Annotated in this window: 23 protein-coding genes; 10 read left to right on the forward strand and 13 right to left on the reverse strand. The window is 59.9% G+C overall.

Features of this window, described 5'->3' with window-relative positions; genetic code table 11:
- Positions 1 to 2 precede the first annotated feature (2 nt).
- The 11 genes from KBF66_RS07530 to KBF66_RS07580 form a co-directional block, all read right to left on the reverse strand.
- Positions 3 to 749, reverse strand: a complete 747-nt coding sequence (locus tag KBF66_RS07530; protein ID WP_296654693.1) for an endonuclease/exonuclease/phosphatase family protein — start codon at positions 747 to 749, stop codon at positions 3 to 5.
- On the reverse strand, positions 746 to 1,222 hold the full coding sequence (gene nudB, locus KBF66_RS07535) for a dihydroneopterin triphosphate diphosphatase (RefSeq protein ID WP_296654747.1): 477 nt from the start codon (positions 1,220 to 1,222) through the stop codon (positions 746 to 748). The genes KBF66_RS07530 and nudB overlap by 4 nt, the downstream gene beginning before the upstream one ends.
- Before the next feature lie 88 nt (positions 1,223 to 1,310).
- Positions 1,311 to 3,125: an aspartate--tRNA ligase gene (aspS, locus tag KBF66_RS07540; RefSeq protein ID WP_296654696.1), complete on the reverse strand. Its 1,815-nt coding sequence runs from the start codon at positions 3,123 to 3,125 to the stop codon at positions 1,311 to 1,313.
- Between the two features lie 48 nt (positions 3,126 to 3,173).
- A complete protein-coding gene (locus KBF66_RS07545) occupies positions 3,174 to 3,809 on the reverse strand; it encodes a DUF502 domain-containing protein (protein ID WP_296654749.1) in 636 nt (211 codons plus the stop codon).
- A gap of 25 nt (positions 3,810 to 3,834) precedes the next feature.
- Entirely contained in the window at positions 3,835 to 4,158 is a 324-nt protein-coding gene (locus KBF66_RS07550) for an FmdB family zinc ribbon protein (protein ID WP_296654698.1), read from the reverse strand.
- 83 nt (positions 4,159 to 4,241) lie between these two features.
- Positions 4,242 to 5,807, reverse strand: a complete 1,566-nt coding sequence (gene ubiB, locus KBF66_RS07555; RefSeq protein ID WP_296654700.1) for a ubiquinone biosynthesis regulatory protein kinase UbiB — start codon at positions 5,805 to 5,807, stop codon at positions 4,242 to 4,244.
- 10 nt (positions 5,808 to 5,817) lie between these two features.
- Positions 5,818 to 6,366, reverse strand: a complete 549-nt coding sequence (locus KBF66_RS07560; RefSeq protein ID WP_296654701.1) for a hypothetical protein — start codon at positions 6,364 to 6,366, stop codon at positions 5,818 to 5,820.
- 37 nt (positions 6,367 to 6,403) lie between these two features.
- Complete coding sequence (locus KBF66_RS07565) at positions 6,404 to 7,390, reverse strand: TIM44-like domain-containing protein (protein WP_296654702.1); 987 nt, start codon at positions 7,388 to 7,390, stop codon at positions 6,404 to 6,406.
- A gap of 49 nt (positions 7,391 to 7,439) precedes the next feature.
- A complete protein-coding gene (gene ubiE / locus KBF66_RS07570; protein WP_296654703.1) occupies positions 7,440 to 8,171 on the reverse strand; it encodes a bifunctional demethylmenaquinone methyltransferase/2-methoxy-6-polyprenyl-1,4-benzoquinol methylase UbiE in 732 nt (243 codons plus the stop codon).
- 13 nt (positions 8,172 to 8,184) lie between these two features.
- Positions 8,185 to 8,598: a DUF971 domain-containing protein gene (locus tag KBF66_RS07575; RefSeq protein WP_296654705.1), complete on the reverse strand. Its 414-nt coding sequence runs from the start codon at positions 8,596 to 8,598 to the stop codon at positions 8,185 to 8,187.
- Between the two features lie 41 nt (positions 8,599 to 8,639).
- On the reverse strand, positions 8,640 to 12,575 hold the full coding sequence (locus KBF66_RS07580) for an FAD/FMN-binding oxidoreductase (protein ID WP_296654707.1): 3,936 nt from the start codon (positions 12,573 to 12,575) through the stop codon (positions 8,640 to 8,642).
- Between the two features lie 233 nt (positions 12,576 to 12,808).
- Between KBF66_RS07580 and ugpB the strand changes: the two genes are divergently transcribed.
- From ugpB to ugpQ, 5 genes are all read left to right on the forward strand, one after another.
- Positions 12,809 to 14,113 carry a sn-glycerol-3-phosphate ABC transporter substrate-binding protein UgpB gene (ugpB, locus tag KBF66_RS07585; RefSeq protein WP_296654709.1) on the forward strand — a complete coding sequence of 435 codons (1,305 nt, stop codon included), beginning with the start codon at positions 12,809 to 12,811 and terminating at the stop codon, positions 14,111 to 14,113.
- A 17-nt stretch (positions 14,114 to 14,130) separates the two neighbouring features.
- Positions 14,131 to 15,012, forward strand: coding sequence for a sn-glycerol-3-phosphate ABC transporter permease UgpA (ugpA, locus tag KBF66_RS07590; RefSeq protein ID WP_296654711.1), 882 nt, complete (start codon positions 14,131 to 14,133; stop codon positions 15,010 to 15,012).
- Positions 15,012 to 15,863, forward strand: a complete 852-nt coding sequence (ugpE, locus tag KBF66_RS07595) for a sn-glycerol-3-phosphate ABC transporter permease UgpE (RefSeq protein WP_296654714.1) — start codon at positions 15,012 to 15,014, stop codon at positions 15,861 to 15,863. Before ugpA ends, ugpE begins: the two co-directional genes overlap by 1 nt.
- A 73-nt stretch (positions 15,864 to 15,936) precedes the next feature.
- Positions 15,937 to 16,965 carry a sn-glycerol-3-phosphate ABC transporter ATP-binding protein UgpC gene (ugpC, locus tag KBF66_RS07600; protein ID WP_296654716.1) on the forward strand — a complete coding sequence of 343 codons (1,029 nt, stop codon included), beginning with the start codon at positions 15,937 to 15,939 and terminating at the stop codon, positions 16,963 to 16,965.
- The gene (gene ugpQ, locus KBF66_RS07605) at positions 16,962 to 17,744 is read left to right on the forward strand and encodes a glycerophosphodiester phosphodiesterase (RefSeq protein WP_296654719.1); all 783 of its coding nucleotides are present in this window, start codon (positions 16,962 to 16,964) and stop codon (positions 17,742 to 17,744) included. Before ugpC ends, ugpQ begins: the two co-directional genes overlap by 4 nt.
- Before the next feature lie 9 nt (positions 17,745 to 17,753).
- Here ugpQ and KBF66_RS07610 read toward each other — a convergent pair whose 3' ends face one another.
- Positions 17,754 to 18,029 (reverse strand): hypothetical protein, encoded by a 276-nt coding sequence (locus tag KBF66_RS07610; protein WP_296654722.1) that lies wholly within the window; start codon positions 18,027 to 18,029, stop codon positions 17,754 to 17,756.
- 70 nt (positions 18,030 to 18,099) lie between these two features.
- Between KBF66_RS07610 and hemA the strand changes: the two genes are divergently transcribed.
- From hemA to grxD, 5 genes are all read left to right on the forward strand, one after another.
- Positions 18,100 to 19,359 (forward strand): glutamyl-tRNA reductase, encoded by a 1,260-nt coding sequence (gene hemA / locus KBF66_RS07615; protein ID WP_296654724.1) that lies wholly within the window; start codon positions 18,100 to 18,102, stop codon positions 19,357 to 19,359.
- A 190-nt stretch (positions 19,360 to 19,549) separates the two neighbouring features.
- Positions 19,550 to 20,644: a peptide chain release factor 1 gene (prfA, locus tag KBF66_RS07620; protein WP_296654726.1), complete on the forward strand. Its 1,095-nt coding sequence runs from the start codon at positions 19,550 to 19,552 to the stop codon at positions 20,642 to 20,644.
- 71 nt (positions 20,645 to 20,715) lie between these two features.
- The gene (prmC, locus tag KBF66_RS07625) at positions 20,716 to 21,567 is read left to right on the forward strand and encodes a peptide chain release factor N(5)-glutamine methyltransferase (RefSeq protein ID WP_296654728.1); all 852 of its coding nucleotides are present in this window, start codon (positions 20,716 to 20,718) and stop codon (positions 21,565 to 21,567) included.
- A gap of 34 nt (positions 21,568 to 21,601) precedes the next feature.
- Entirely contained in the window at positions 21,602 to 21,811 is a 210-nt protein-coding gene (locus KBF66_RS07630) for a SlyX family protein (protein WP_296654730.1), read from the forward strand.
- 101 nt (positions 21,812 to 21,912) lie between these two features.
- Complete coding sequence (gene grxD / locus KBF66_RS07635; RefSeq protein WP_296654731.1) at positions 21,913 to 22,236, forward strand: Grx4 family monothiol glutaredoxin; 324 nt, start codon at positions 21,913 to 21,915, stop codon at positions 22,234 to 22,236.
- A gap of 4 nt (positions 22,237 to 22,240) precedes the next feature.
- Here grxD and KBF66_RS07640 read toward each other — a convergent pair whose 3' ends face one another.
- The gene (locus KBF66_RS07640; RefSeq protein WP_296654750.1) at positions 22,241 to 22,837 is read right to left on the reverse strand and encodes a lytic transglycosylase domain-containing protein; all 597 of its coding nucleotides are present in this window, start codon (positions 22,835 to 22,837) and stop codon (positions 22,241 to 22,243) included.
- Positions 22,838 to 22,884 lie beyond the last annotated feature (47 nt).

The following is a 22,884-nucleotide window of genomic DNA, read 5'->3' on the forward strand; positions in this document are numbered from 1 at the left end:
ACTCACCGGGCGGACTGCGTTGTCATGCGGAATTCTGCAATCAGCGGCAGGTGATCCGACATCCGCCACCACAGTCGTCCGCGCGGCACCGACACGTCAAGCACTTGCAGGCCGCGTGCAAAGACATGATCGAGTTGAGCCAATGGCAGACGCGATGGAAAGGTGGGCACCGGTTTTCCGGACCAGGCGTGCAAACCGATGGTGGAGAAACTGTTGGGGACCAGCGCACTCCAGTCATTGAAATCGCCCGCCACCAGCACCGGTGCTGTGGCAGGGATTTCGCGCTGCACAAAGTTCACCAGTTGGGCCAGTTGCCGCACCCGGCTGGCGCGGATCAGCCCCAGGTGCACCACCAGCACGTGAACGGGCAGTCCGTGAATCAACAACTCGACATGCAGCAGGCCGCGTTGTTCCAGTCGGTGGTCTGACATATCCTCGTGTTGACTGGACAGAATGGGCCAGCGCGACAGCAGTGCATTGCCATGTTCTCCATGGCGCGTCACGGCGTTGGTGCGATACACCGCCTCGAAACCCGGTGGTGTCAGCACTTCGGCCTGTCCCTCCTGCGGCCAAAGTGGAAAGTGCTTGGCCTCACGCCGGTTGTGCTGGCGCACCTCCTGCAGGCACACCACGTCGACATCCAGGGTGCCAATGGCGTGGGCCAGGTTGTGAATCTCCAGTCGGCGCGCTGGCCCCAGGCCCTGCACACCTTTGTGGATGTTGTAGGTGGCGACGCGGATCCGTGTCATTCCAGATCACCAGGCTTAATAAATCGTGGCAGCAGCAGGCATGCTTCTGCGTTGGAAGGGGAGTAACAGCGGTCGGCGGCCGCGGTCCAGGGCAGCCAGCAGTAGTCGGTGTGTTCGCGCGGACTCAGACACACGCCGATGTCGCGCGGCACCTGCAGACTAAAAACCCGCTCTGTATTAAATAGCACACCAGGCGCGTAACGCCAGCGCCAGTGGGGGTAAATCTCATAAATGTTCTCCAGTTGCCAGTCAACAAGCTGGCTGGCCAGAGGCGCGCCAGGTCGGCAATCGATGCCGGTCTCTTCGAGTACTTCGCGCTGCGCGGTCTGGGCAAAAGTCTCCTGCGGGTCGTCCTTGCTGCCGGTCACCGACTGCCAGTATTCCGGTGCGTCCGCGCGCCGAATCAGCAGGACCTCCCGCGCAGCGCTGTGAATGACGACCAGCACGGACTGCGGGATCTTGTAGACAGGCATTGACTCAGGCACGGCTCGCTACCAAGCAAAAGGGCGCCATAAGCGCCCCGGTTGGGAGGTCAGTCACACACACCCGCAATGGCCATGATCATGAAGCCTTGGCCGCATCCACATTGCGCAGCCGGATGTGCAACTCGCGCAATTGCTTTTCGTCGACCGGGCTGGGTGCCTGGGTCAACAGGCACTGCGCGCGCTGGGTTTTCGGGAAGGCGATCACGTCGCGGATCGACTCGGCCCCAGTCATCATGGTGACGATGCGGTCCAGGCCGAACGCCAGACCACCGTGCGGCGGAGCACCGTATTGCAGCGCATCAAGCAGGAAGCCGAACTTGAGCTGGGCCTCTTCCGGCGTGATCTTGAGCGCATCAAACACTTTTTGCTGTACATCGGCGCGGTGGATACGCACCGAGCCGCCGCCCATTTCCCAACCGTTGAGCACCATGTCGTAGCCCTTGGAGATGCACTTGCCCGGGTCCGTCACCATCAGGTCCTCATGGCCGTCCTTGGGTGCTGTGAACGGGTGGTGCACCGCCATCCAGCGGTCAGAGTCGTCGTCGTACTCGAACATCGGGAAATCGACCACCCACAAGGGCGCCCAACGGTCCTCGAACAGTCCGTTTTTCTTGCCAAACTCGCTGTGGCCAATCTTGATGCGTAGTGCGCCAATGGCGTCGTTGACGATCTTTTCCTTGTCGGCGCCAAAAAACAGCAGGTCGCCGTCTTGCGCGCCGCTGCGTTGCAGCACCTCGGCAATGGCGCGGTCGTGCAGGTTCTTGACGATCGGGCTTTGCAAGCCGTCGCGTCCTTTGGCCAGGTCGTTGACCTTGATCCAGGCCAGGCCCTTGGCACCGTAAATCTTCACAAACTCGCCGTAACTGTCGATCTCGCCGCGCGACAGGCCAACCCCCTCGCGCGCGCCACCGGGCACACGCAAGGCGACCACGCGGCCGCCCTTCATGTTGGCCGCACCGGAGAACACCTTGAAGTCCACGTCGCCCATCAGGTCGGTGAGTTCGGTGAACTCGAGCTTGACGCGCAGGTCGGGCTTGTCGGAGCCAAAGCGCAAGGCGGCCTCCTGGTAGCTCATCACCGGGAACTCGCCCAGATCGACGTTGATCGTGGCTTTGAACACCGTCTTGATCATGCCCTGGAACAGGGCGCGGATGTCTTCCTCTTCGAGAAAAGAGGTTTCAATATCGATCTGCGTGAATTCGGGCTGGCGATCGGCGCGCAGGTCTTCGTCACGAAAACATTTGGTGATCTGGTAGTAGCGGTCAAATCCGGCCACCATCAGCAGCTGCTTGAACAATTGCGGGCTTTGTGGCAGCGCGAAAAACATGCCGTCGTGCACGCGGCTGGGTACCAGGTAGTCGCGCGCACCCTCCGGCGTGCTCTTGGTGAGCATGGGGGTTTCGATGTCGACAAAGCCGTTGGCGTCGAGAAACTTGCGCACTTCCATCGCCACGCGGTAGCGCAGCATCAGGTTGTTTTGCATGTAGGGGCGGCGCAGGTCGAGCACCCGGTGCGTCAGGCGGGTTGTCTCGCTTAGGTTTTCTTCGTCAAGCTGGAAGGGCGGTGTGACCGAGGGGTTGAGCACCTTGAGTTCGTGGCACAGCACCTCGATCTGGCCGCTCTTGAGCTTGTCGTTGGTGGTGCCACTGGGGCGTGCACGGACCAATCCCTTCACCTGGATGCAAAATTCATTGCGCAGGTCTTCGGCGACACCAAACATCTCGGGGCGGTCGGGGTCGCACACCACCTGCACATAACCCTCGCGGTCGCGCACATCGACAAAGATCACGCCACCATGGTCGCGTCGGCGATTGACCCAGCCGCACAGAGAAACAGTTTGACCCAACAGGGCTTCGGTCACCAGACCGCAATAATGAGAACGCATGGCCATACACAGCTTTCAGGGCTCACCCAAAGGGGTGACGGGTTGACAAAAAAACTAATCGGTTTTGCTGGCCGGGGCACCTGTGGGTGCAACCGAACCCATTGAAATCACATAGGTCAGCGCTTCATCGACACTCATCTTGAGTTCGATCACGTCAGCGCGTGGCAGCATCAGAAAAAAACCGCTGGTCGGGTTGGGTGTGGTGGGCACATAGACGCTGACAAGGTCGTTGCCCAGGTGTTGGCCCACCTCACCCACCGGTGTACCGGTCTGGAACGCAATGGTCCAGGACCCGGCGCGCGGATACTGCACCAGCAAGGCGGTGCGAAACGCATTGCCGTTGCTGGAGAACAGCGTGTCGGATACTTTCTTGACGCTGTTGTAAATCGACTTGAATACCGGGATCTTGGCCAGCAGGTTATGCCAATGGTTGAGCCACCAACGGCCGGCGACATTGGAAACCAGCGCACCGGTGATCAGCAAACTGGCAAAAACCAGCAGCACACCCAGGCCCGGGATATGTTTGACGTGCTCCCAGGACGCCGCGATGGAGCCGGGCGACACCGCCTGAATCATGGACACCAGTGCCATGAAGATGCCGTCGAGCAACTCCATCACCCACAGCAGCACCCAGACCGTGATGGCCAGCGGTAGCCAGACCAGCAGGCCGGTGAGCAGATATTTCTTGATGGGCACGGCGTCGTCCTAAGCAGCGTCAGGCATGGCAGGCACAGCCACCGCCACATCCGCCCGCTGCGGCTGCGGGCGTGTCGACTTTGGCTGCCGGTGCCTCGGTGGTGGCTGGCGCGCTGACCGTATCACTGCCCGCCGCTGGCGCGGGCGTCGCGGCGCTGCTGCCACCCTTGAAGTCAGTGGCGTACCAGCCGGAACCTTTGAGCTGAAAACCGGCTGCGGTCAGTTGTTTGGTAAAACTGGCTTGTCCACAAGCGGGGCATTCGGTCAATACCGCATCCGAGATCTTTTGCAACACGTCCTTGGCAAACCCGCAGGACCCGCATTTGTAGGCATAAATTGGCATGATGATGAAGGGGTTGTAGAGGCGGCAAAGCCGCGAATTATAAAGTGGCCCTGGCGCAAGGGCTGCCCCGGGCGGGGTCAGGTTCAGAACAGCCGGACCCGAACCAGAATCTGCATCGCCACCAGCCCCAGCACAAAGCCAACACCGCCGTACAAAATGGCAGACAGCAAACGGTTGGTCTTCTTCTGCTCGGCGAGCAAGGCCAAGGTCTCTTTGCCAGGACCACGGGCATGGTTGTGCAAAAAGTCAAATAACAGCCGCGGCAGTTCCGGCAGCAATTTGGCGTAGCGCGGTCCCTCGTTGCGCAGCTCGTCCATCAACTTTTTCGGACCAATCTGGTTCAGCATCCACTGCTCAAGAAACGGTTTGGCGGTGTGCCATAAATCAAGATCCGGGTCGAGCTGGCGGCCCAGACCTTCGATGTTGAGCAAGGTCTTTTGCAACAACACCAACTGGGGCTGGATCTCCACCTGGAAGCGCCGTGAGGTCTGGAACAGCCGCATCAGCACCATGCCCAGCGACAGTTCCTTGAGCGGCCGGTCGAAGTAGGGCTCACAGACCGAGCGCACCGCAGATTCAAGCTCGTCGACGCGGGTGCTGGCGGGCACCCAACCCGACTCGATGTGCAATTCAGCCACCCGCTTGTAGTCGCGGCGGAAGAACGCCGTGAAATTTTGCGCCAGGTATTCTTTGTCAGTCTCGGTCAGGGTGCCAACGATGCCAAAATCCAGCGAGATATAGCGGCCAAAGGTGGCCGGGTCCAGGCTCACCTGGATGTTGCCGGGGTGCATGTCGGCGTGGAAAAAGCCGTCGCGAAACACCTGGGTGAAAAAAATGGTGACACCATCGCGTGCCAGTTTGGGGATGTCGACCCCGGCGGCACGCAAGCGCTCCACCTGGTTAATGGGCACACCTTTCATGCGCTCCATCACCATCACATCGGGCATGCAGTAGTCCCAGAACATCTCGGGAATCAGCACCATGTTGAGATCCGCCATGTTGCGGCGCAGTTGCGCCGCGCTGGAAGCCTCACGCACCAGATCGAGCTCGTCATGCAGGTATTTGTCGAACTCAGCCACCACTTCACGCGGCTTCAGGCGTTTGCCGTCGTCGGACAGACTTTCCACCCAGCCGGCCATCATGCGCAGCAGGCCCAGGTCTTTATCGATCACGTCAAGCATGCCCGGGCGCAGTACCTTGACTGCGACGTCGCGCTGGCGCCCGCTGCGCTCCTTGAGCACGGCAAAATGCACTTGGGCGATGGAAGCACTGGCAATGGGCTGGCGTTCAAACGAGACAAAAATGTCGTCGACCTTCTTCTTGAAAGCGCTCTCGATGATGCCAATGGCCACTTCACTGGGAAAGGGAGGGACCCGGTCTTGCAACAGTGCGAGTTCATCGGCAATGTCGACCGGAAGCAGGTCACGCCGTGTTGACAGCACCTGCCCGAACTTGACAAAGATAGGCCCCAGGCTCTCCAGTGCCTGGCGAATACGTTGGCCTCGCGGCGCATCAAGCTTGCGGCCAACGCTGAGAATGCGTGCCAAGCGCAACAGCCAGGGCTTTTTGAAGCTGGTCAAAACCAGTTCGTCAAGCCCATAGCGCAGCATCACCCAGACGATGAAGGCACCGCGAAAAAGACGGGTCATCGGATGGCGATCAACTGGATTTTCCAGGCACCAGGCTGGCAGCCTTGGCAGCAAACTGGCGCACGCCAGCCACCAGGCCGCTGACCATCTGACTCAGCGTGTGGGCCGGTACATCGCCGATCAGGCGTGCCAGGTCTTCTTCGAGGTCCCAGCGCACGTGGTCGGTGAGCCAGCTGACTTCGGCGGCCAGTTGCACGTCACCTTCGATGCGCACCGCAGGTTTTTCACCCCGCAGGGTGGTTTGCAGCAGCACCAGAGGTGACTCGTCAGTGACAGTGAGCACCAGATCAGCGCTTGCGCTGGGTTCGGCAATGTCCAGCAAACCGGCGGGGGTGGCCACCAGCTTGAAGTTGACCGAGCGCCACTGCACCAGGATGACCCGCCCGCTTTGCCGCGTGAGTCGTGCTGTCGCTTCGGACTCCTGCATCAGCACATGGTTGAGCAGCAGGACGATACGTCGCTGTACCTCGTCAACCGCCCAGGCCGGGGGCTGCAGCTTGGGCAGCGGGAGTTTCTGGAGTGCGTCTTCCAGCAAAGAAAAAGGGGACTGTGTTGCCATAGTCCCCCGATTATTCCCTGAATTTGTGTAATGGAACTTACTGCAGGGCCTGAACCCCTGCAACCAGCCAGCCGCTACGGCCATTTTTCGGCTTGATCATGTTCCAGACTTCACGGAACGGGCTCGGACCCGCCGAAGGCTCCTCGCGGATCATGCCGGAAAACTCGACGCTGGCCATGTAGTCATCACCCAGGTCTTCGATACCCAGCGGGTGCGCCTCGATCATCACCACGTCGGTCAAATTGACCGGGCCGCCCGTATGTGCCTCTCGCTCGGCCAACTGCACCTGGATTTCTTTCAGCATGGTGTCGGTCATCATCACCCGCAACGCCGGAATATCGGCTTTGTCCCAGGCCGCTTGCAGCGAGACAAAATTGGCTTTGGCCGACTTGAGAAAACCGTCGGTGTCAAAACCAGGCGGAATGCCCCAGCTTTGGGAACCGGTCAATCCGGAGCCGATCATCGAGCCAGCACTGGTGCCACCGGACATATTGGCGGTGTCAAAAGCTGTCGTACTGCGCTCCCACGGGCGCGCTGAAGCGTCATTACCCACATTTTCCGGGCGGTAACTAGCCGGTGCACTGGCCTGGCCAGGTGTTCCCGCACCCTGGAATGCAAACGGTGACGAGGCGCGTGCTGCGGGTTGTGACTTGCGGGAGCGCATGAACCAGCCCACGGCCATCATGATGACCAGAGCCAACAAGGCAAACATCATGAACTGAGCCATCTCTTCGCCAAACCCCAGGGAACTGGCCAGCCAGGCCAGACCCAGCCCGGCGGCCAGACCACCCAGCATGGCACCCCAAGGCCGTTTGGGCGCAGCCGCTGCCGGTGCCGCCGGGTTTTTGACCGCCGCATTGTTGCCAGCCTGCGTCGGCGCAGCCGGAGCGGGTGTGGCCTGGCGCTGCGTCACGTTGCTGGACTGCTGCCCAAATGACTTGCCCCCACCAAAGCGCTTGGCCGCTTCTGCCTGACCGGCAAACAGCGCCAGACTCATGGTCACCAACCACAACCAACGTTTCATGTCATCTCCAAAAAATAGTGTTACGGCTCAATTGATCTGTTGATGCCCATCAACATTTGATTCCCACGTGCAAGGCTACCAGACCTGCGCTGAGATTGTGATAATCCACGTGGCCAAAGCCATTAGCTTTCATCAGGGTTTTGAGTTCTTCCTGCCCGGGATGCACACGAATGGATTCGGCCAGATACTGGTAGCTGGCCGAATCTTTGGCCACCAGCTCACCCAGCTTGGGCAAGACTTTGAAGGAGTACCAGTCGTAGGCTTTCTCCAGCGGCTTGGCCACTTTGGAGAACTCCAGCACCAGCAGTCGCCCACCGGGCTTCAGGACCCGATTCATCTCGGCCAGCGCCACATCCTTGTGCGTCATGTTGCGCAGGCCAAACGCCACACTGACCAGATCAAAGTGGTGCTCGGGAAACGGCAGCTTTTCGGCATCACACACCGCTGTCGGCAGCACGATACCGGCGTCCACCAGGCGGTCCCGTCCGGTGCGCAACATGGCTTCGTTGATGTCGGTATGCACCACGCAGCCACTGCGGCCTACTTTCTTGGCAAAGGCCATGGCCAGATCGCCGGTGCCACCGGCAATGTCAAGCACCCGATCACCCTCGTGCAGATTGGCCACGGTGACGGTGTAGGCCTTCCACATCCGGTGCATGCCCATGGACATCAGGTCGTTCATCAGGTCGTACTTGGGCGCGACCGAGTCAAACACGCCTTTGACGTGGCGCGCTTTTTCGCTTTCGTCGACGCTGCGGTAACCAAAATGCGTACTGCTCATGCTCGGTCCTGGTTCAGTGGCTGGCGCAACTGCTGCCTGTTTTGTCGGCCATGGGTGCATCGCGGTCTACACCGGCGGCTTTGAGTTGTGCTTCATAGTCCTGCCACAGCTTGCTCTGCTGCGAGCCCAGAAAGTACAGATAGTCCCAGGTAAAAATGCCGGTGTTGTGGCCGTCCGAGAAGGTGGGTTGCACGGCGTAGTTGCCCACCGGCTCGATGGCGCTGATGTCCACCAGGCGTTTGCCGGTTTGCAGGGTTTCCTGGCCCGGGCCGTGGCCTTGCACCTCGGCTGACGGTGAGCACACACGCATCAGTTCAAAAGGGATGCGAAACGAGGCACCGTCACTGAAGCTGATTTCCAGCATATGGGATTGACCGTGGACGGTGATGTCGACCGGGGTCGCTGTGGTGGTTTGGCTTGCTGTCATGCATAGTCTCCTGAATTCAATGAAAAGTTGTCCCGGGCGCATCAAACCAGCACCCGCTCAATGCCGCCGTCATTGGCGAGTTTCACGTATTTGGGCAGCCACTGCGCGCCCAGGATCTGATTGGCCATTTCGACCACAATGTAATCGGCCTGCAACAGCCCGTTTTGCAGGTCGTCGCCATAGCGGCTCAGGCCTTGCAGGCAGGCCGGGCAGGAGGTCAGTATCTTGACATTGTCTTTGGCACCCAGCGCTCCGTTCGCACGCAACGCGGCCTCGCCCTTGAGGATCTCTTCCTCCTTGCGGAAACGCACCTGGGTCGAAATGTCGGGCCGGTTGAGCGCCAGCGTGCCGGATTCACCACAGCAGCGGTCTGACTGAATCACCTGAGGACCCAGCAGGGCCTTGACGGTTTTGAGAGGCTCCTGCAACTTCATCGGACTGTGACAGGGGTCGTGGAACAGGAAGGCTCCGGCATTGGCCAGGGTGATGCCTTTCTCCAGCAGGTACTCGTGGATGTCGATGATGCGGCAGCCGTCAAAAATGTCCTCAAACTTATAACCCTGCAACTGGTCATAACAGGTACCACAGCTCACCACGACGGTCTTGATGTCGAGGTAATTCAGCGTGTTGGCCACCCGGTGGAACAGCACCCGGTTGTCGGTGATGATCTTCTCGGCCTTGTCAAAGTCGCCGCCGCCGCGCTGCGGGTAACCGCAACACAGGTAACCCGGCGGCAGCACGGTTTGCACACCGGCGTGCCACAACATGGCCTGGGTGGCCAGGCCAACCTGGCTGAACAGGCGTTCCGAACCACAACCGGGAAAGTAAAACACAGCCTCGGTTTCGGCGCTGGTGGTTTTGGGGTTGCGAATGATCGGTACGTAGTTTTTATCCTCAATGTCCAGTAAGGCGCGCGCGGTGCGTTTGGGCAGGCCACCGGGCAGCTTCTTGTTGACGAAGTGGATGATCTGCTCTTTCATGGGAGCTGTACCCAACGTGGCCGGCGGTGACTTGGTTTGAGCTCGACCCGCGACGCGGAACAAGTCCACGGCAAACCGCTGCGCCCGAATGGCCAGGTTGACCATCACGGCGCGCGCAACTCGGATGGTCTCGGGACGGGTGGCGTTGAGCAGGAACATGGCCGCCGCGCCGGCAGGGCGGAAGCTCTTTTGCCCCATTTTGCGCAACAGGTTGCGCATGGCCATCGACACATCGCCAAAATCGATCTTCACCGGACAGGGCGACAGACATTTGTGGCATACGGTGCAATGGTCGGCCACGTCTTCAAACTCCTGCCAGTGTTTGATGGACACCCCGCGGCGAGTTTGTTCCTCGTACAAAAATGCTTCCACCAGCAAAGAGGTGGCCAGAATCTTGTTGCGCGGGCTGTACAGCAGATTGGCGCGCGGCACGTGGGTGCTGCACACGGGCTTGCATTTGCCGCAGCGCAGGCAGTCCTTGATGCTGTCGGCAATGGCACCAATGTCGCTTTGCTGCATGATCAGGGATTCATGCCCCATCAGGCCAAAGCTCGGGGTGTAGGCATTGGTCAGATCGGATTTAAGTGAAAAACTGGCCTCCAGCGCTTTTCCAGATTCAGCTGGAAGCTCTCTAATTCGTAGCAGTTTACCCTTGTTGAAGCGGCCTTCCGGGTCGATTCTGGCTTTGTACTCGGTAAACGGCGCCAGGTCAGCGTCGCTCAGGAATTCGAGCTTGGTGATGCCGATGCCGTGCTCGCCCGAGATCACACCGTCCAGACTTCGCGCCAGCACCATGATGCGTTTGACCGCACCGTGGGCCGCTTGCAGCATGTCATAGTCATCGCTGTTGACCGGGATATTGGTGTGTACGTTGCCGTCGCCAGCGTGCATGTGCAAGGCGACCCAGACGCGCCCTTTGAGCACACGCTGGTGGATCGCAGTGCACTCGTTCAGGATGGGCTCAAACGCCGCACCGCTGAAGATCTGCTGCAAGGGCTGGCGTAGCTGGGACTTCCAGCTGGCGCGCAGGGAGTGGTCTTGCAGTTGGGCAAAAAGGGGCTCGACATCGCGCAGCCAACTGGCCCACAGGATACGCACTTGGGCAATCAGCGCTTGCGCCTGCGCGACCCGGTCTTCAAGCAACTCGGCTGATGAAATTTCGCTGGCATCGCCCTGGCGACCCAGTGGCAGCCTACCCTGGCTGAAGTAATCGCTGAGCGCGTCACACAGCGCCAGCTTGTTGTGCAAGCTCAGCTCGATGTTGATGCGCTCGATGCCATCGGTGTACTCGGCCATGCGGGGCAACGGGATCACCACGTCCTCGTTGATCTTGAAGGCGTTGGTGTGTTTGGAAATTGCTGCCGTGCGTTTGCGATCAAGCCAGAACTTTTTGCGTGCCTCGGCGCTGATGGCGACAAAACCTTCGCCATTGCGCGAGTTGGCAATGCGCACGACCTCCGAAGTGGCCCGCGCTACGGCGTCAGCGTCATCGCCGGCAATGTCACCAAACAGCACCATCTTGGGCACGGTGATGGTCGAGCCTGGCTGCGCCTGGGCGCCGCGTTTGGATTTGGTGGTGTAGCCGACCGCTTTCAGATAACGATCATCGAGATGCTCCAGTCCGGCCAGCAGCACCCCGCTGCGCTTGGCTTCGGCGAACATGAAGTCTTTGATCTCGACAATGCTGGGCACGGCGTCCCTGGCATTGCCAAAAAACTCCAGACATACGGTGCGGGTGTGCGCCGGCATCCGGTGCACGATCCAGCGCGCGCTGGTGATCAGGCCGTCACAGCCTTCTTTCTGGATGCCGGGCAGGCCGCTCAAAAACTTGTCGGTCACATCCTTGCCCAGGCCCGCTTTGCGAAAGCGATTGCCCGGGATGTCCAGCCGTTCGCTGCGAAGCAGGGTTTTACCGTCGGCCTTGAAATACTGCAGATCAAAGCTGGCAAGCTCGGTGTCGTGAATTTTGCCCAGATTGTGGTTGACGCGGGTCACTTCCAGCCACTCGGCCTGTGGTGTTACCATGCGCCAGCTGGCCAGGTTGTCCAGCGCCGTTCCCCACAGCACGGCTTTTTTGCCGCCGGCGTTCATGGCGATATTGCCGCCAATGCAGGAGGCCTCCGACGAGGTGGGATCAACGGCAAACACAAAACCGGCGCGCTCGGCGGCGTGCGCCACCTGATTGGTGATGACTCCGGCCTCGCTCCAGACCGTGGCCACATCAAGGTCAAGACCGGGCAGGCGGCGCATTTCGACTTCGCTCATGCGCAGCAGCTTTTCGGTGTTGATGACCACGCTTTTCCAGGTCAGCGGAATCGCGCCGCCGGTGTAGCCGGTGCCGCCACCGCGCGGGATGATGGTCAGCCCCAGCTCGATGCAGCCTTTGACCAGTCCGGCCATCTCGGCTTCGCTGTCGGGGGTGAGGACCACAAACGGGTACTCCACCCGCCAATCGGTGGCGTCAGTCACATGGCTGACGCGCGACAGGCCGTCAAACTTGATGTTGTCCCTCGCGGTCAGGCGGCACAGCGTCCGCTGGGCCTCGCGTCGCAACGCCGCCGTTTCAACAAAGCTGGCGTCAAAGGCCTGCACCGCCCGGTCAGCGCACGCCAGAAGTTGTCCCACCAGCGCATCACGCTCCGGGTCGGCCTGAGGGTTGCGGCGTTTCTCGATCTCGTGCAGCCGATGCCGCAACGCCCCCACCAATTGCGCCCGCCGCTTCGGGTTGTCCAGCAGGTCGTCTTGCAAGTAGGGGTTGCGTTGCACCACCCAAATGTCACCCAGCACCTCGTACAACATCCGTGCCGAGCGCCCGGTGCGTCTTTCATCACGCAGGCGGTTCAGCCAGACCCAGGCCTGCCCACCGAGCAGGCGTATGACGATTTCGCGGTCAGAAAACGAGGTGTAGTTGTACGGGATCTCGCGAATGCGCTCGTGCGCGTGCGGCAGCGGCATGGCCGCTGGCAGGATCTGGCTGATCGGAATGGGAGCGTTCATGGGGGCAATGGTGTCAGCCAAAACGGTGCGTCAACGCCGCCTGAATGGCCTGTAGCGACTCGGGGCGCGATGTTACCGCAGTGCAGCATTGCCCTGTTGGGGTGATGGAAACCCTGATGTGCAAGCCTCAGGTTTCTGCGTTTAATCAAGAACTGTGCAAATTGCCTTGTTTCTGTCACAAAAACTACAAATTTGTTGACTATGCTCTGCGCACTCAACCTCGAGGAGACTTTATGAACCTGAAACTTGCCGCCGTGGCTGTTGCCGCCGGCTTTACCCTGTCTGCCCACGCCGTCACCGAAGTGCAATGGTGGCATTCGATGACCGCCGTGAATGGTGAATGGGTCAATGATCTGGCGAAGAACTTCAATGCCAGCCAGACCGAGTACAAAATTGTGCCGACCTACAAAGGCACCTATGACGAGTCGATGACCGGCGCAGTCGCGGCATTCCGTGCCGGCAATGCACCGCACATCCTGCAGGTTTTTGAGGTGGGTACTGCCACCATGATGGCGAGCAAGGGCGCCATCGTGCCGGTCGGCAAGGTCATGAAAGATGCTGGACAAAAATTTGACCCCAAAGCCTACATTTCGGCTGTGGCGGGTTACTACACCGCGCCCAGTGGTGAAATGCTGAGCATGCCCTTTAACAGCTCCACCACGGTGTTCTACATCAACAAGGATGCCTTTAAGGCCGCCGGTCTGGATACCAACAAGGCTCCGACGAGCTGGCCGGAGGTGGCCCTGGCAGCAGCCAAACTCAAGGCCAATGGTCACAAGTGCCCGCTCACGATCGCCTGGCAAGGCTGGACCCAGCTGGAGAGTTTTTCTGCCTGGCACAACGTTGAGTTTGCCACCAAGGCCAACGGTCTGGGCGGCATGGATGCACGCATGAAGGTGGATTCGCCGCTGCATGTACGCCACATCGACAATTTGTCGAACATGGCCAAACAGGGCTTGTTTGTCTACAAAGGCCGTGCCAACGTGCCGGAAGCCACCTTCATTTCCGGTGAATGCGCCATGATCACCACCTCAGCGGGCTTTTATGGCAATGTGAAAAAGAACGCCAAGTTCAATTTTGGTCTGGCACCACTGCCCTATTACCCGGATGTTCCCGGCGCACCGCAAAACACCGTGATTGGCGGAGCCAGTCTGTGGGTGATGGCAGGCAAGAAGCCTGAGGAGTACAAGGGGGTGGCGGCATTTTTCAACTACATCTCCAGCCCTGAAGTGCAGTCTGCCAGCCATAAGCGCACCGGGTATTTGCCCATTACGACCGCCGCCTATGAGCTGACCGAAAAATCTGGTTACTACAAGGAAAATCCGGGTACCGATGTGGCAGTGAATCAGATGATCCGCAAGGTCACCGACAAGTCACGTGGCATCCGTCTGGGCAACTATGTGCAGATCCGTACCATCGAGGACGAAGAACTCGAACAGGTCTGGGGTGGCAAGAAGAGTGCCACCGAGGCCTTGCAGTCCATCGTCAAGCGTGGCAACGAGTTGCTTGAACGCTTTGAGAAGGCCAACAAGAAATAAGTAACGCTGCTTAAGTTTTGGAAAAGCGCGTTTTCTTTCGATCCAGATGGCTACCTTGGGTGCTGATTGCGCCCCAGGTGATCATCATTGGCCTGTTCTTTTTTTGGCCAGCGGCTCAGGCCTTGCTGCAGTCGGTGCAGCAGTCGGACGCTTTTGGAACCTCGGTCGAGTGGGTTGGGCTGGAGAATTTCCGCAACCTCTGGAATGATGAGACCTATCTCGCGTCGTTTTACACCACGGCCATATTTTCGTCACTGGTGGCGGTGGTGGGTATTGGTGTGTCGCTGCTGCTGGCCGTGTTTGCGGATCGTGTCGTCAAAGGGGCGCTGGCTTACAAAACCCTGCTGATCTGGCCCTACGCCGTAGCACCAGCTGTGGCTGGCGTGCTCTGGCTGTTCATGTTTGCGCCCAGTGTGGGCGTGGTGTCTTATGGTCTGCGCGCCTTGGGGTTCGACTGGAACCACCTGCTCAATGGTCGCCATGCGATGACTCTGGTGGTGATGGCGGCCGTCTGGAAGCAGATCTCTTACAACTTTTTATTTTTTCTGGCGGGATTGCAGTCGATCCCGAAGTCCTTGATCGAGGCCGCTGCCATTGATGGTGCCAGGCCCTGGCGGCGTTTCTGGACGATTGTGTTTCCTCTGCTGTCGCCCACCACGTTTTTCCTGCTGGTGATCAACATTGTTTACGCGTTCTTTGACACCTTTGCCATCATTGATGCTGCAACCCAAGGTGGACCTGGCAAAGAAACCGCGATTCTGGTCTACAAGGTCTACTTTGACGGTTTCAAGGCCATGGATCTGGGCGGGTCCGCCGCACAGTCGGTGGTGCTGATGGTGATTGTGGTGGCACTGACCGTGGTGCAGTTCCGCTTTGTCGAGAAGAAAGTGAATTACTGATGGTTGAACGTCGGCCGTTTTTGAGCTTTCTGTCCCATGCTGTGCTGATTCTGGGTGTGATGGTGGTGGCGTTCCCGCTGTATTTGACCTTTGTCGCCTCGACCCAGACGTCGCAGGCCATTGTGCAAACGCCCATGCCCTTGCTGCCAGGCGGACATTTTTTTGAAAACTACAGCGCTGCCTGGAATGGCACCGGGGGTGGCTCGGGTTCCAAGGCGCCAGTGGGCCAGATGATGATGGTCAGCCTGGTCACGGCGCTGGTGATTTCCATTGGCAAGATCGCCATTTCACTGTTGTCGGCCTTTGCCATCGTGTATTTCCGCTTTCCGCTGCGCATGTTTTTCTTTTGGGCGATCTTTATCACCCTGATGCTGCCGGTGGAGGTGCGTATCGGGCCGACCTACAAAGTGGTCTCTGATCTGGGCATGCTCAATACCTATGCCGGGTTGACGGTGCCGCTGATTGCATCAGCCACGGCCACGTTTTTGTTCCGGCAGTTTTTTCTGACGGTGCCCGAGGAACTGGTGGAGGCTGCACGCATCGACGGTGCCGGCCCGATGCGGTTTTTTTGGGATGTGCTGGTGCCCTTGTCCAAAACTTCGATCGCCGCGCTGTTTGTCATCCAGTTCATCTACGGCTGGAACCAGTACCTGTGGCCGTTGCTGGTGACCACCAGTGAAGACATGTACCCGGTGGTGATTGGCATCAAGCGCATGATCTCCGGGGGCGACTCCGAAATGCAATGGAACATTGTCATGGCCACTGCCATTCTGGCCATGCTGCCACCCGCACTGGTGGTGATGCTGATGCAGAAGTGGTTTGTGAAAGGGCTGGTCGATACTGAAAAATAATAAGCTTGCGGGACAGACCAAGATTTGCGCAGCAAATTTGCTCTGTCCCCAACTGACGAGACGCTCGAAAACTATGGCTTCCATCACACTAAAAAACGTCATCAAGCGCTACGGTAGCGGCAAAACCGCCAATCAGGTCATCCACGGTGTCAACGCGGAGATCCATGACGGTGAGTTTGTTGTCATCGTCGGCCCGTCGGGTTGCGGCAAGTCGACGCTGCTGCGCATGGTGGCGGGGCTCGAGGAAATTACCGAGGGTGACATCTCCATTGGCAACCGGGTGGTCAATCAACTCGAACCTTCGGAGCGCGATATCGCCATGGTGTTCCAGAACTATGCGCTGTATCCGCACATGAGCGTGTTTGAGAACATGGCTTATGGCTTGAAGATCGCCAAAGTGCCGCCCGCCGAGATCCGGGCTCGGGTGGACAAGGCGGCCAAAATTCTGGAGATTGGCCCTTTTTTGGCGCGCAAACCGCGCGAGTTGTCGGGCGGGCAGCGTCAGCGGGTGGCCATGGGCCGGGCCATTGTGCGCCAACCCCAGGTCTTTCTGTTCGACGAGCCGTTGTCCAATCTGGACGCCAAACTTCGGGCACAGACGCGGCTGGAAATCCAGAAACTGCACCGTGAGCTTGGTATCACCTCGCTGTTCGTGACCCACGATCAGGTCGAGGCGATGACGCTGGCGCAGCGCATGCTGGTGATGAACGCGGGCGTGATGGAGCAGCTCGGCACGCCTGAGGAAGTCTATAACCGTCCGGCGAGCACCTTTGTGGCGGGCTTCATGGGCTCACCGCCGATGAACTTGCTCAACAACGCGCCGGGCGCGCCGCCAGCCACCATCGTCGGGGTGCGCCCCGAGCACCTTGACATCACCGTCACCGGCTGGACGCTGGTGGTCGAGGCGGTTGAAATGCTGGGGGCTGAACGCCTGACCTATGGTCGCTGGACGCACGGTAGCGCCGATGAACTGGTCATCATCCGCACCGAAGAGGGGCACGTCGCGCCGACAGTGGGCAGCACGCTGTGTGTCACGCCAAGGCCCGGGAAAATCCACCATTTCGACGCTGGCACCGGCAAGCGCAAGGAGATTCAGCCATGAGCAGTGCCGTGTCGCTGGGTAAGCCCTGGCCGTATCCACGCTGGGTTGCCCACCGGGGCGCGGGCAAGCTGGCACCTGAAAACACTTTGACCGCGTTTCGCTGTGGGGCGGCTCACGGCTACCGCATGTTTGAATGCGACGTCAAGCTCAGTGCGGATGGTGTGCCGTTTTTGTTGCATGACGACACCCTGACGCGCACCACCAACGCCACTGAGGCACTGGGTGCGGGTTTGAGTGCTGTGGCTGGTGAACATCCGTGGAGCACGCTGTCGCTGCTGGATGCGGGTAGCTGGCATTCGCGCACCCACGTGGGCGAACCCTTGCCGACCTTTGAGTCCATCGCCCGTTTTTGCCGCCAGAATGCTTTTGACCTCAATATCGAGATCAAGCCTTCGCCTGGCACCGACGACCATACCGGCCAGGTGGTGGCGCAGCACGCCGCGCGGCTCTGGCATGGCGCGGATGTGCCACCGTTGTTGACTTCGTTTTCCGTGTCATCGCTCGAAGGTGCGCTGCGAACCCAACCCGAACTGCCACGCGGTTTGCTGCTGGAGGGCTTGTGGGATGGTTGGTTGGAGACGGCTCAACGTTTGGGCTGTGTGGCGGTGGTGTGTGACCATGTGCTCTGGAAGGCCGAAAGTGTTGCATTGGCCCGAGGTGCCGGACTGCGTACGCTGAGTTACACCGTCAACGATGCGGCAGATGCACAACGCCTCTGGGCATTGGGTACCGACGGCATCATCACCGATCGGGTTGACTTGTTCCCACCGGGGGCGTGAAGCCGCAGATCAACGGCTGCCGCGCTGCAACCAACCCTGAACACCTGCGCCCACCAGCACCAGTGCGGCATAGGTGAGCATCTTGCCGTCCCTGCCAAACACCACCAGACCGGTCACCAGCACGCCGCTGCATGCAGCAAAAATAATAGCTATCTGTGCAGTTGGTGTTTGGGCTAGAGCCCCTTTTTTCATAAAAATGCGCGATACCAGTGTGAGCCCGAGAGCGAGCCACAAGGCGGGTGCCAGAAAGTTGATCACATGGGTGAACAGTGCCAAGACGCCCATTAAAGTCCTCCCGGCTTATCGTCAAAATGATTTAGATCAAATGCCATGGGCATGATTTTATAATTCGGACATGGCAGTCTGGGCACTAGGCATCAATCACACGACCGCACCGCTCGATCTGCGCGGTCGCTTTGCCTTTGCCATCGAACAAATCGAGCCCACACTCAAGGCCTTGCGCAGCGCCCTGCACCGCCAGCCCGAGGCGGCGCTGATCTCCACTTGCAACCGCACTGAGATTTACTGCGCCTGCGAGCAGCCACAGTTGCAGCCCACCCTGGACTGGTTGGCGCAAAGCGGCGGTGTTTCACCAGATTTGCTGCGTGCGCATTCCTACGCGTTGCACGACGGCCATGCCGCCCGCCACGCGTTTCGGGTGGCCAGCGGCCTTGACTCGATGGTGCTGGGCGAGCCGCAGATTCTGGGCCAGATCAAAGACGCGGTGCGTGCCGCGAAAGCTGCCGGCAGCCTTGGCACCACGCTGAGTCAGTTGTTCCAGCGCTCTTTTGCTGTGGCCAAAGAGGTCCGTACCTCGACCGAAATTGGCGCGCATTCGATCAGCATGGCCGCCGCCGCAGTGCGACTGGCGGGGCAATTGTTTGAAGATCTGGGGCAGGTCAAGGTGCTGTTTGTCGGTGCCGGTGAAATGATTGATCTGTGCGCCACCCACTTTGCCGCCAAGAACCCCAAGAGCATGGCCATTGCCAACCGCACCTTGTCGCGCGGCGAAGAGCTGGCTTGCAAGTTTGGTGCCGAGGTAATGCGATTGGGGGAGTTACCCGACCGCCTGCACGAGTTTGACGCGGTGGTGAGCTGCACCGCGAGCACGTTGCCGATCATCGGCCTGGGCGCGGTCGAGCGGGCACTGAAACGTCGTCGGCATCGGCCCATGTTCATGGTCGACCTGGCGGTGCCGCGCGATATCGAGATCGAAGTCAAAGCACTCGAGGACGTTTACCTCTACACCGTGGACGACCTGGCGGGCGTGGTGCAGACCGCCCAGGCCAACCGCCAGGCCGCCGTGGCACAGGCCGAGGCGATTGTCGACGCCGGGGTGCAGAATTTTCTGCACTGGCTGGAGCAACGGGCCACGGTGCCGCTGATCCAACAGCTCAATGCACAGGCCGACGAGTGGCGCGCCGCCGAAATTGCCCGTGCCCGCAAGCTGCTGGCGCGTGGCGAGGATGTGGATGCGGTGCTCGATGCCTTGTCGCGCGGCATCACCCAGAAAATGCTGCACGGTGCCATGGCCGAGCTGCGCGCCGGTGACCTGGCCGCCCGTGAGCGCGCCAGTACGGCGGTGCAACATTTCTTTTTGCGTAAAGAGCGTTAGCTGCGCTGACGATTTCCGCCGCGTCGTTGTGGCGCAACGGTGGTGGCCCGCAGAAGGGGAGTCAGACCCCTTTTCGGGGCGACGCCATTGGCCCCAACCAGCCTCGTCGGGCCGAACTGCGATCCCACCCCCGCATCTGCTACCGACCGCGCCCGACTGATTTTCGCTTGCCTGATGGATTGAACCACCCATGAAACCGTTTCTCCGCCAACAACTTGCCCGCTACGCCGACCGCCTCGGTGAACTTGAATTCTTGCTGTCGCGTCAGGACATCATGAGCGACATGACGCAGTTTCTGGCCTTGTCACGCGAACACACCGACGTGGCGGCGGTAGCCGTACGCTGGCAGCGCTACCAGCAGCGCGAGGCCGATCTGGCTGGCGCGCAAGCCATGTGCCTGGAGGCTGCCGAAGACGCCGACATGCTGCAAATGGCGCAAGAGGAAGTCGACGCCGCCAGCGCCGAGCTGCACCAGCTCGAAGCCGAACTGCAACGCATGCTGCTGCCCAAAGACCCGGACGACGAACGGCCGGCGTTTGTCGAAATCCGCGCCGGCACCGGCGGCGACGAGTCGGCGCTGTTTGCTGCTGATCTGGCGCGCATGTACCTGCGCTACTGTGACCGCAAGGGCTGGAAGCATGAGGTGATGAGTGAGTCGCCCAGCGAACTGGGCGGGTACAAAGAACTGGTGCTGCGCATTGAGGGTGAGCAAGTCTACGGCGCGCTCAAGTTCGAGTCCGGTGGCCACCGGGTGCAACGCGTGCCGGTGACTGAAACACAGGGTCGCATCCACACCAGTGCCGCCACCGTGGCGGTGATGGCCGAACCCGATGAGGCCGAGGCGATCAAAATCAACCCCTCCGACCTGCGCATCGACACCTATCGCGCCAGCGGTGCCGGGGGCCAGCACATCAACAAGACAGATTCGGCGGTGCGCATCACCCACTTGCCCACCGGCATCGTCGCCGAATGTCAGGACGGGCGCAGCCAGCACAGCAACAAGGCCCAGGCCCTGAAGGTGCTGACCGCGCGCATTCAGGAAAAAGACCGTTCTGAGCGCGCTGCCAAGGAGTCGGCCGAGCGAAAAAGCCTGGTCGGCAGTGGCGACCGCAGTGACCGCATCCGCACCTACAACTTTCCGCAAGGGCGCTTGACCGACCATCGCATCAACCTCACCTTGTACAAACTGTTGACCATCATGGAGGGGGATCTGGATGATGTCGTCCACGCCTTGCAAGCCCATGAAGCCGCCGCACAACTGGCAGCATTGGAGCTCAATGTCTAGGATAAGCTTGAAATTGGCCTTTAGCGCAATATCCATATGTACTTGTTGCTATGAATAGTGGATGCAAATCAATGACCAGCTGCAACACCATTGCCGAGCTACAAGTTCAGCTGCAAACGCAAGGTCTTGACCGGCTGGACGCGCAGCTACTGCTGCTCTATGTGCTGGGCAAGTCGGAGCATCAGCGGGGTTGGCTGCTGGCGCACGATTCGGAGCGTGTGGCAGCCGGCCCGCTCACCACCTTGCTTGGCTTGGCACAGCGCCGCAGGGCTGGCGAACCGCTGGCGTATCTGACCGGCTGTAAGTCGTTTTACGGGTTGGCGCTACAAGTCGATGCCGCCGTGTTGGTACCACGCTCGGATACCGAGGTATTGGTGGATTGGGCTGTGCAACTGCTGCCCGAGGCGACCGGTGAGCCGGTGCTTGATTTGGGCACCGGCAGTGGCGCCGTGGCGCTGGCCATCAAAACCCATCGGACCGGGGCTTGTGTCTGGGCCAGCGACCTGAGTCAAGCGGCGCTGGCGCTTGCCGCCGCCAATGCCCGGAGTTTGGATGTTGCCGTCAGGTTCTGTCAGGGCAGCTGGTGGTCGGCCTTGCCTGTCGACGCTCCGCGCTTTGCCTGCGTGGTGTCGAACCCGCCCTACATTGCCGAACACGATCCGCACTTGCCGGCGCTGCGCTTTGAGCCTGCTTCGGCCTTGATCAGTGGCCCTGATGGCCTGGATGCCATTCGCCACATCGTCGCCCATGCGCCGGACCATCTGCTGCAAAGTGGATGGCTGTTGCTTGAACACGGGTTCGACCAGGCCGTTCAGGTGCGGCAGCTGTTGACACAGCGCGGTTTTACCCGCGTGCAGTCCCGCAGAGATCTTGCCGGTTTGGAGCGGTGCAGTGGTGGTCAGTGGACCCGCTTTAGCACCTGACCTGCCTTTTCAATCCACCCACACCATTGCCACCATGCCGAATTCTGAAGACCGATTGACGCAGCTGGAAATCAAGGCCAGTTACACCGAAGACCTGCTGGACAAGCTGGACGCCATCATCATCCGGCAGCAGGGCCAGATTGACCGCCTGGTGCGCGAGCTACAGCAGTTAAGGCAGACCAGCGTGGCAGACGGCGGCCCGACTGAGCGCCAATTGCGCGATGAACTGCCACCGCATTACTGACCGTGCGCTGGCAACCCCGTCATTGACAGGGTCATGCGAGGGCACAAGCGTCCGGAAAGTGAAATAATCGCCCCCTTTTCACACTTCGGCAGACACATACCATGAGCGACACCCAACAACGCATCGACGATCTGGTCAAAAACAACGACATCGTGTTATTCATGAAAGGCACGGCGAGCTTCCCGCAATGCGGGTTTTCCGGGCGCGCAGTGCAGGTACTCAAGGCCTGTGGTGTTGACCCCAAGGCAATTACGGCGGTCAATGTGCTTGAAGACGCCGAGATTCGCGAAGGCATCAAGGGCTACAGCAACTGGCCCACGCTGCCGCAGTTTTATCTGAAAGGCGAGTTCATCGGGGGCTCCGACATCATGCTGGAAATGTACGAAAAGGGTGAGCTGCAGCAGATGTTGGGCGCAAGCGCCTGAGGATTCAGGGCCGCATCTGCCACTGGCTTTGTGCGGCAAACACAGCCTGAGGGTAGGCTGGCTTGCCACGTGAGCCGTTGTAGCGGCCCAATGCCATGAACAAGTCGCCGTTTTCCCGCTCGATGTAGTGGCGCAGGATGACGCAGCCAAAACGCAGGTTGGTCTGCAGGTGGAACAGGGTGCTGGCGTCGCCATTGCCGATCACCCGTGCCCAGAACGGCATGACCTGCATGTAACCACGGGCACCGGCGCTGCTGACGACAAATTTGCGGAAGTTGCTCTCGACCTGGATAAGCCCCAGCACCAGAGACACCTCGAGCCCGGCGCGTCTGGCCTCGTACCAGACCGTCTGCAGAAACTCCTTGCGGGTGGTGAAGTCAGGTTTGCGGGTCTTGAGTCGATCACTCGTGCTGCCCAACCAGCGCAGATACTGCAGGCGCGACTCGGTATCAGAAAACTCGGGCACCGGCGGCGCATGATTGGCGATGGCTGAACTCAGCGCCGTGCGCACCGAATCGATCAGCGGTTCTTCAACTTGTGCACCCGCCCAAGCCTTCCCGGTCAACAGCAGCAACTCTGTCGCGCCCAGTGTGGGCAACAGGCTGAGGGTGAGCCAGCGGCGCGAAAGGTTCGGCACCGCCGTGTCGT

Origin of the sequence: Rhodoferax sp. (assembly GCF_018063565.1) — a bacterium.
In the GTDB taxonomy this organism is placed as follows: Bacteria; Pseudomonadota; Gammaproteobacteria; order Burkholderiales; family Burkholderiaceae_C; genus Rhodoferax.

Bases quoted from the DNA above. Each gene is read 5' to 3' on its own strand.
- KBF66_RS07530 (WP_296654693.1), bottom strand. From the start codon at position 749: ATGACACGGATCCGCGTCGCCACCTACAACATCCACAAAGGTGTGCAG.
- nudB (WP_296654747.1), bottom strand. From the start codon at position 1,222: ATGCCTGTCTACAAGATCCCGCAGTCCGTGCTGGTCGTCATTCACAGC.
- aspS (WP_296654696.1), bottom strand. From the start codon at position 3,125: ATGGCCATGCGTTCTCATTATTGCGGTCTGGTGACCGAAGCCCTGTTG.
- KBF66_RS07550 (WP_296654698.1), bottom strand. From the start codon at position 4,158: ATGCCAATTTATGCCTACAAATGCGGGTCCTGCGGGTTTGCCAAGGAC.
- ubiB (WP_296654700.1), bottom strand. From the start codon at position 5,807: ATGACCCGTCTTTTTCGCGGTGCCTTCATCGTCTGGGTGATGCTGCGC.
- KBF66_RS07560 (WP_296654701.1), bottom strand. From the start codon at position 6,366: ATGGCAACACAGTCCCCTTTTTCTTTGCTGGAAGACGCACTCCAGAAA.
- KBF66_RS07565 (WP_296654702.1), bottom strand. From the start codon at position 7,390: ATGAAACGTTGGTTGTGGTTGGTGACCATGAGTCTGGCGCTGTTTGCC.
- ubiE (WP_296654703.1), bottom strand. From the start codon at position 8,171: ATGAGCAGTACGCATTTTGGTTACCGCAGCGTCGACGAAAGCGAAAAA.
- KBF66_RS07575 (WP_296654705.1), bottom strand. From the start codon at position 8,598: ATGACAGCAAGCCAAACCACCACAGCGACCCCGGTCGACATCACCGTC.
- KBF66_RS07580 (WP_296654707.1), bottom strand. From the start codon at position 12,575: ATGAACGCTCCCATTCCGATCAGCCAGATCCTGCCAGCGGCCATGCCG.
- ugpB (WP_296654709.1), top strand. From the start codon at position 12,809: ATGAACCTGAAACTTGCCGCCGTGGCTGTTGCCGCCGGCTTTACCCTG.
- ugpE (WP_296654714.1), top strand. From the start codon at position 15,012: ATGGTTGAACGTCGGCCGTTTTTGAGCTTTCTGTCCCATGCTGTGCTG.
- ugpC (WP_296654716.1), top strand. From the start codon at position 15,937: ATGGCTTCCATCACACTAAAAAACGTCATCAAGCGCTACGGTAGCGGC.
- ugpQ (WP_296654719.1), top strand. From the start codon at position 16,962: ATGAGCAGTGCCGTGTCGCTGGGTAAGCCCTGGCCGTATCCACGCTGG.
- KBF66_RS07610 (WP_296654722.1), bottom strand. From the start codon at position 18,029: ATGGGCGTCTTGGCACTGTTCACCCATGTGATCAACTTTCTGGCACCC.
- hemA (WP_296654724.1), top strand. From the start codon at position 18,100: ATGGCAGTCTGGGCACTAGGCATCAATCACACGACCGCACCGCTCGAT.
- prfA (WP_296654726.1), top strand. From the start codon at position 19,550: ATGAAACCGTTTCTCCGCCAACAACTTGCCCGCTACGCCGACCGCCTC.
- prmC (WP_296654728.1), top strand. From the start codon at position 20,716: ATGACCAGCTGCAACACCATTGCCGAGCTACAAGTTCAGCTGCAAACG.
- KBF66_RS07630 (WP_296654730.1), top strand. From the start codon at position 21,602: ATGCCGAATTCTGAAGACCGATTGACGCAGCTGGAAATCAAGGCCAGT.
- grxD (WP_296654731.1), top strand. From the start codon at position 21,913: ATGAGCGACACCCAACAACGCATCGACGATCTGGTCAAAAACAACGAC.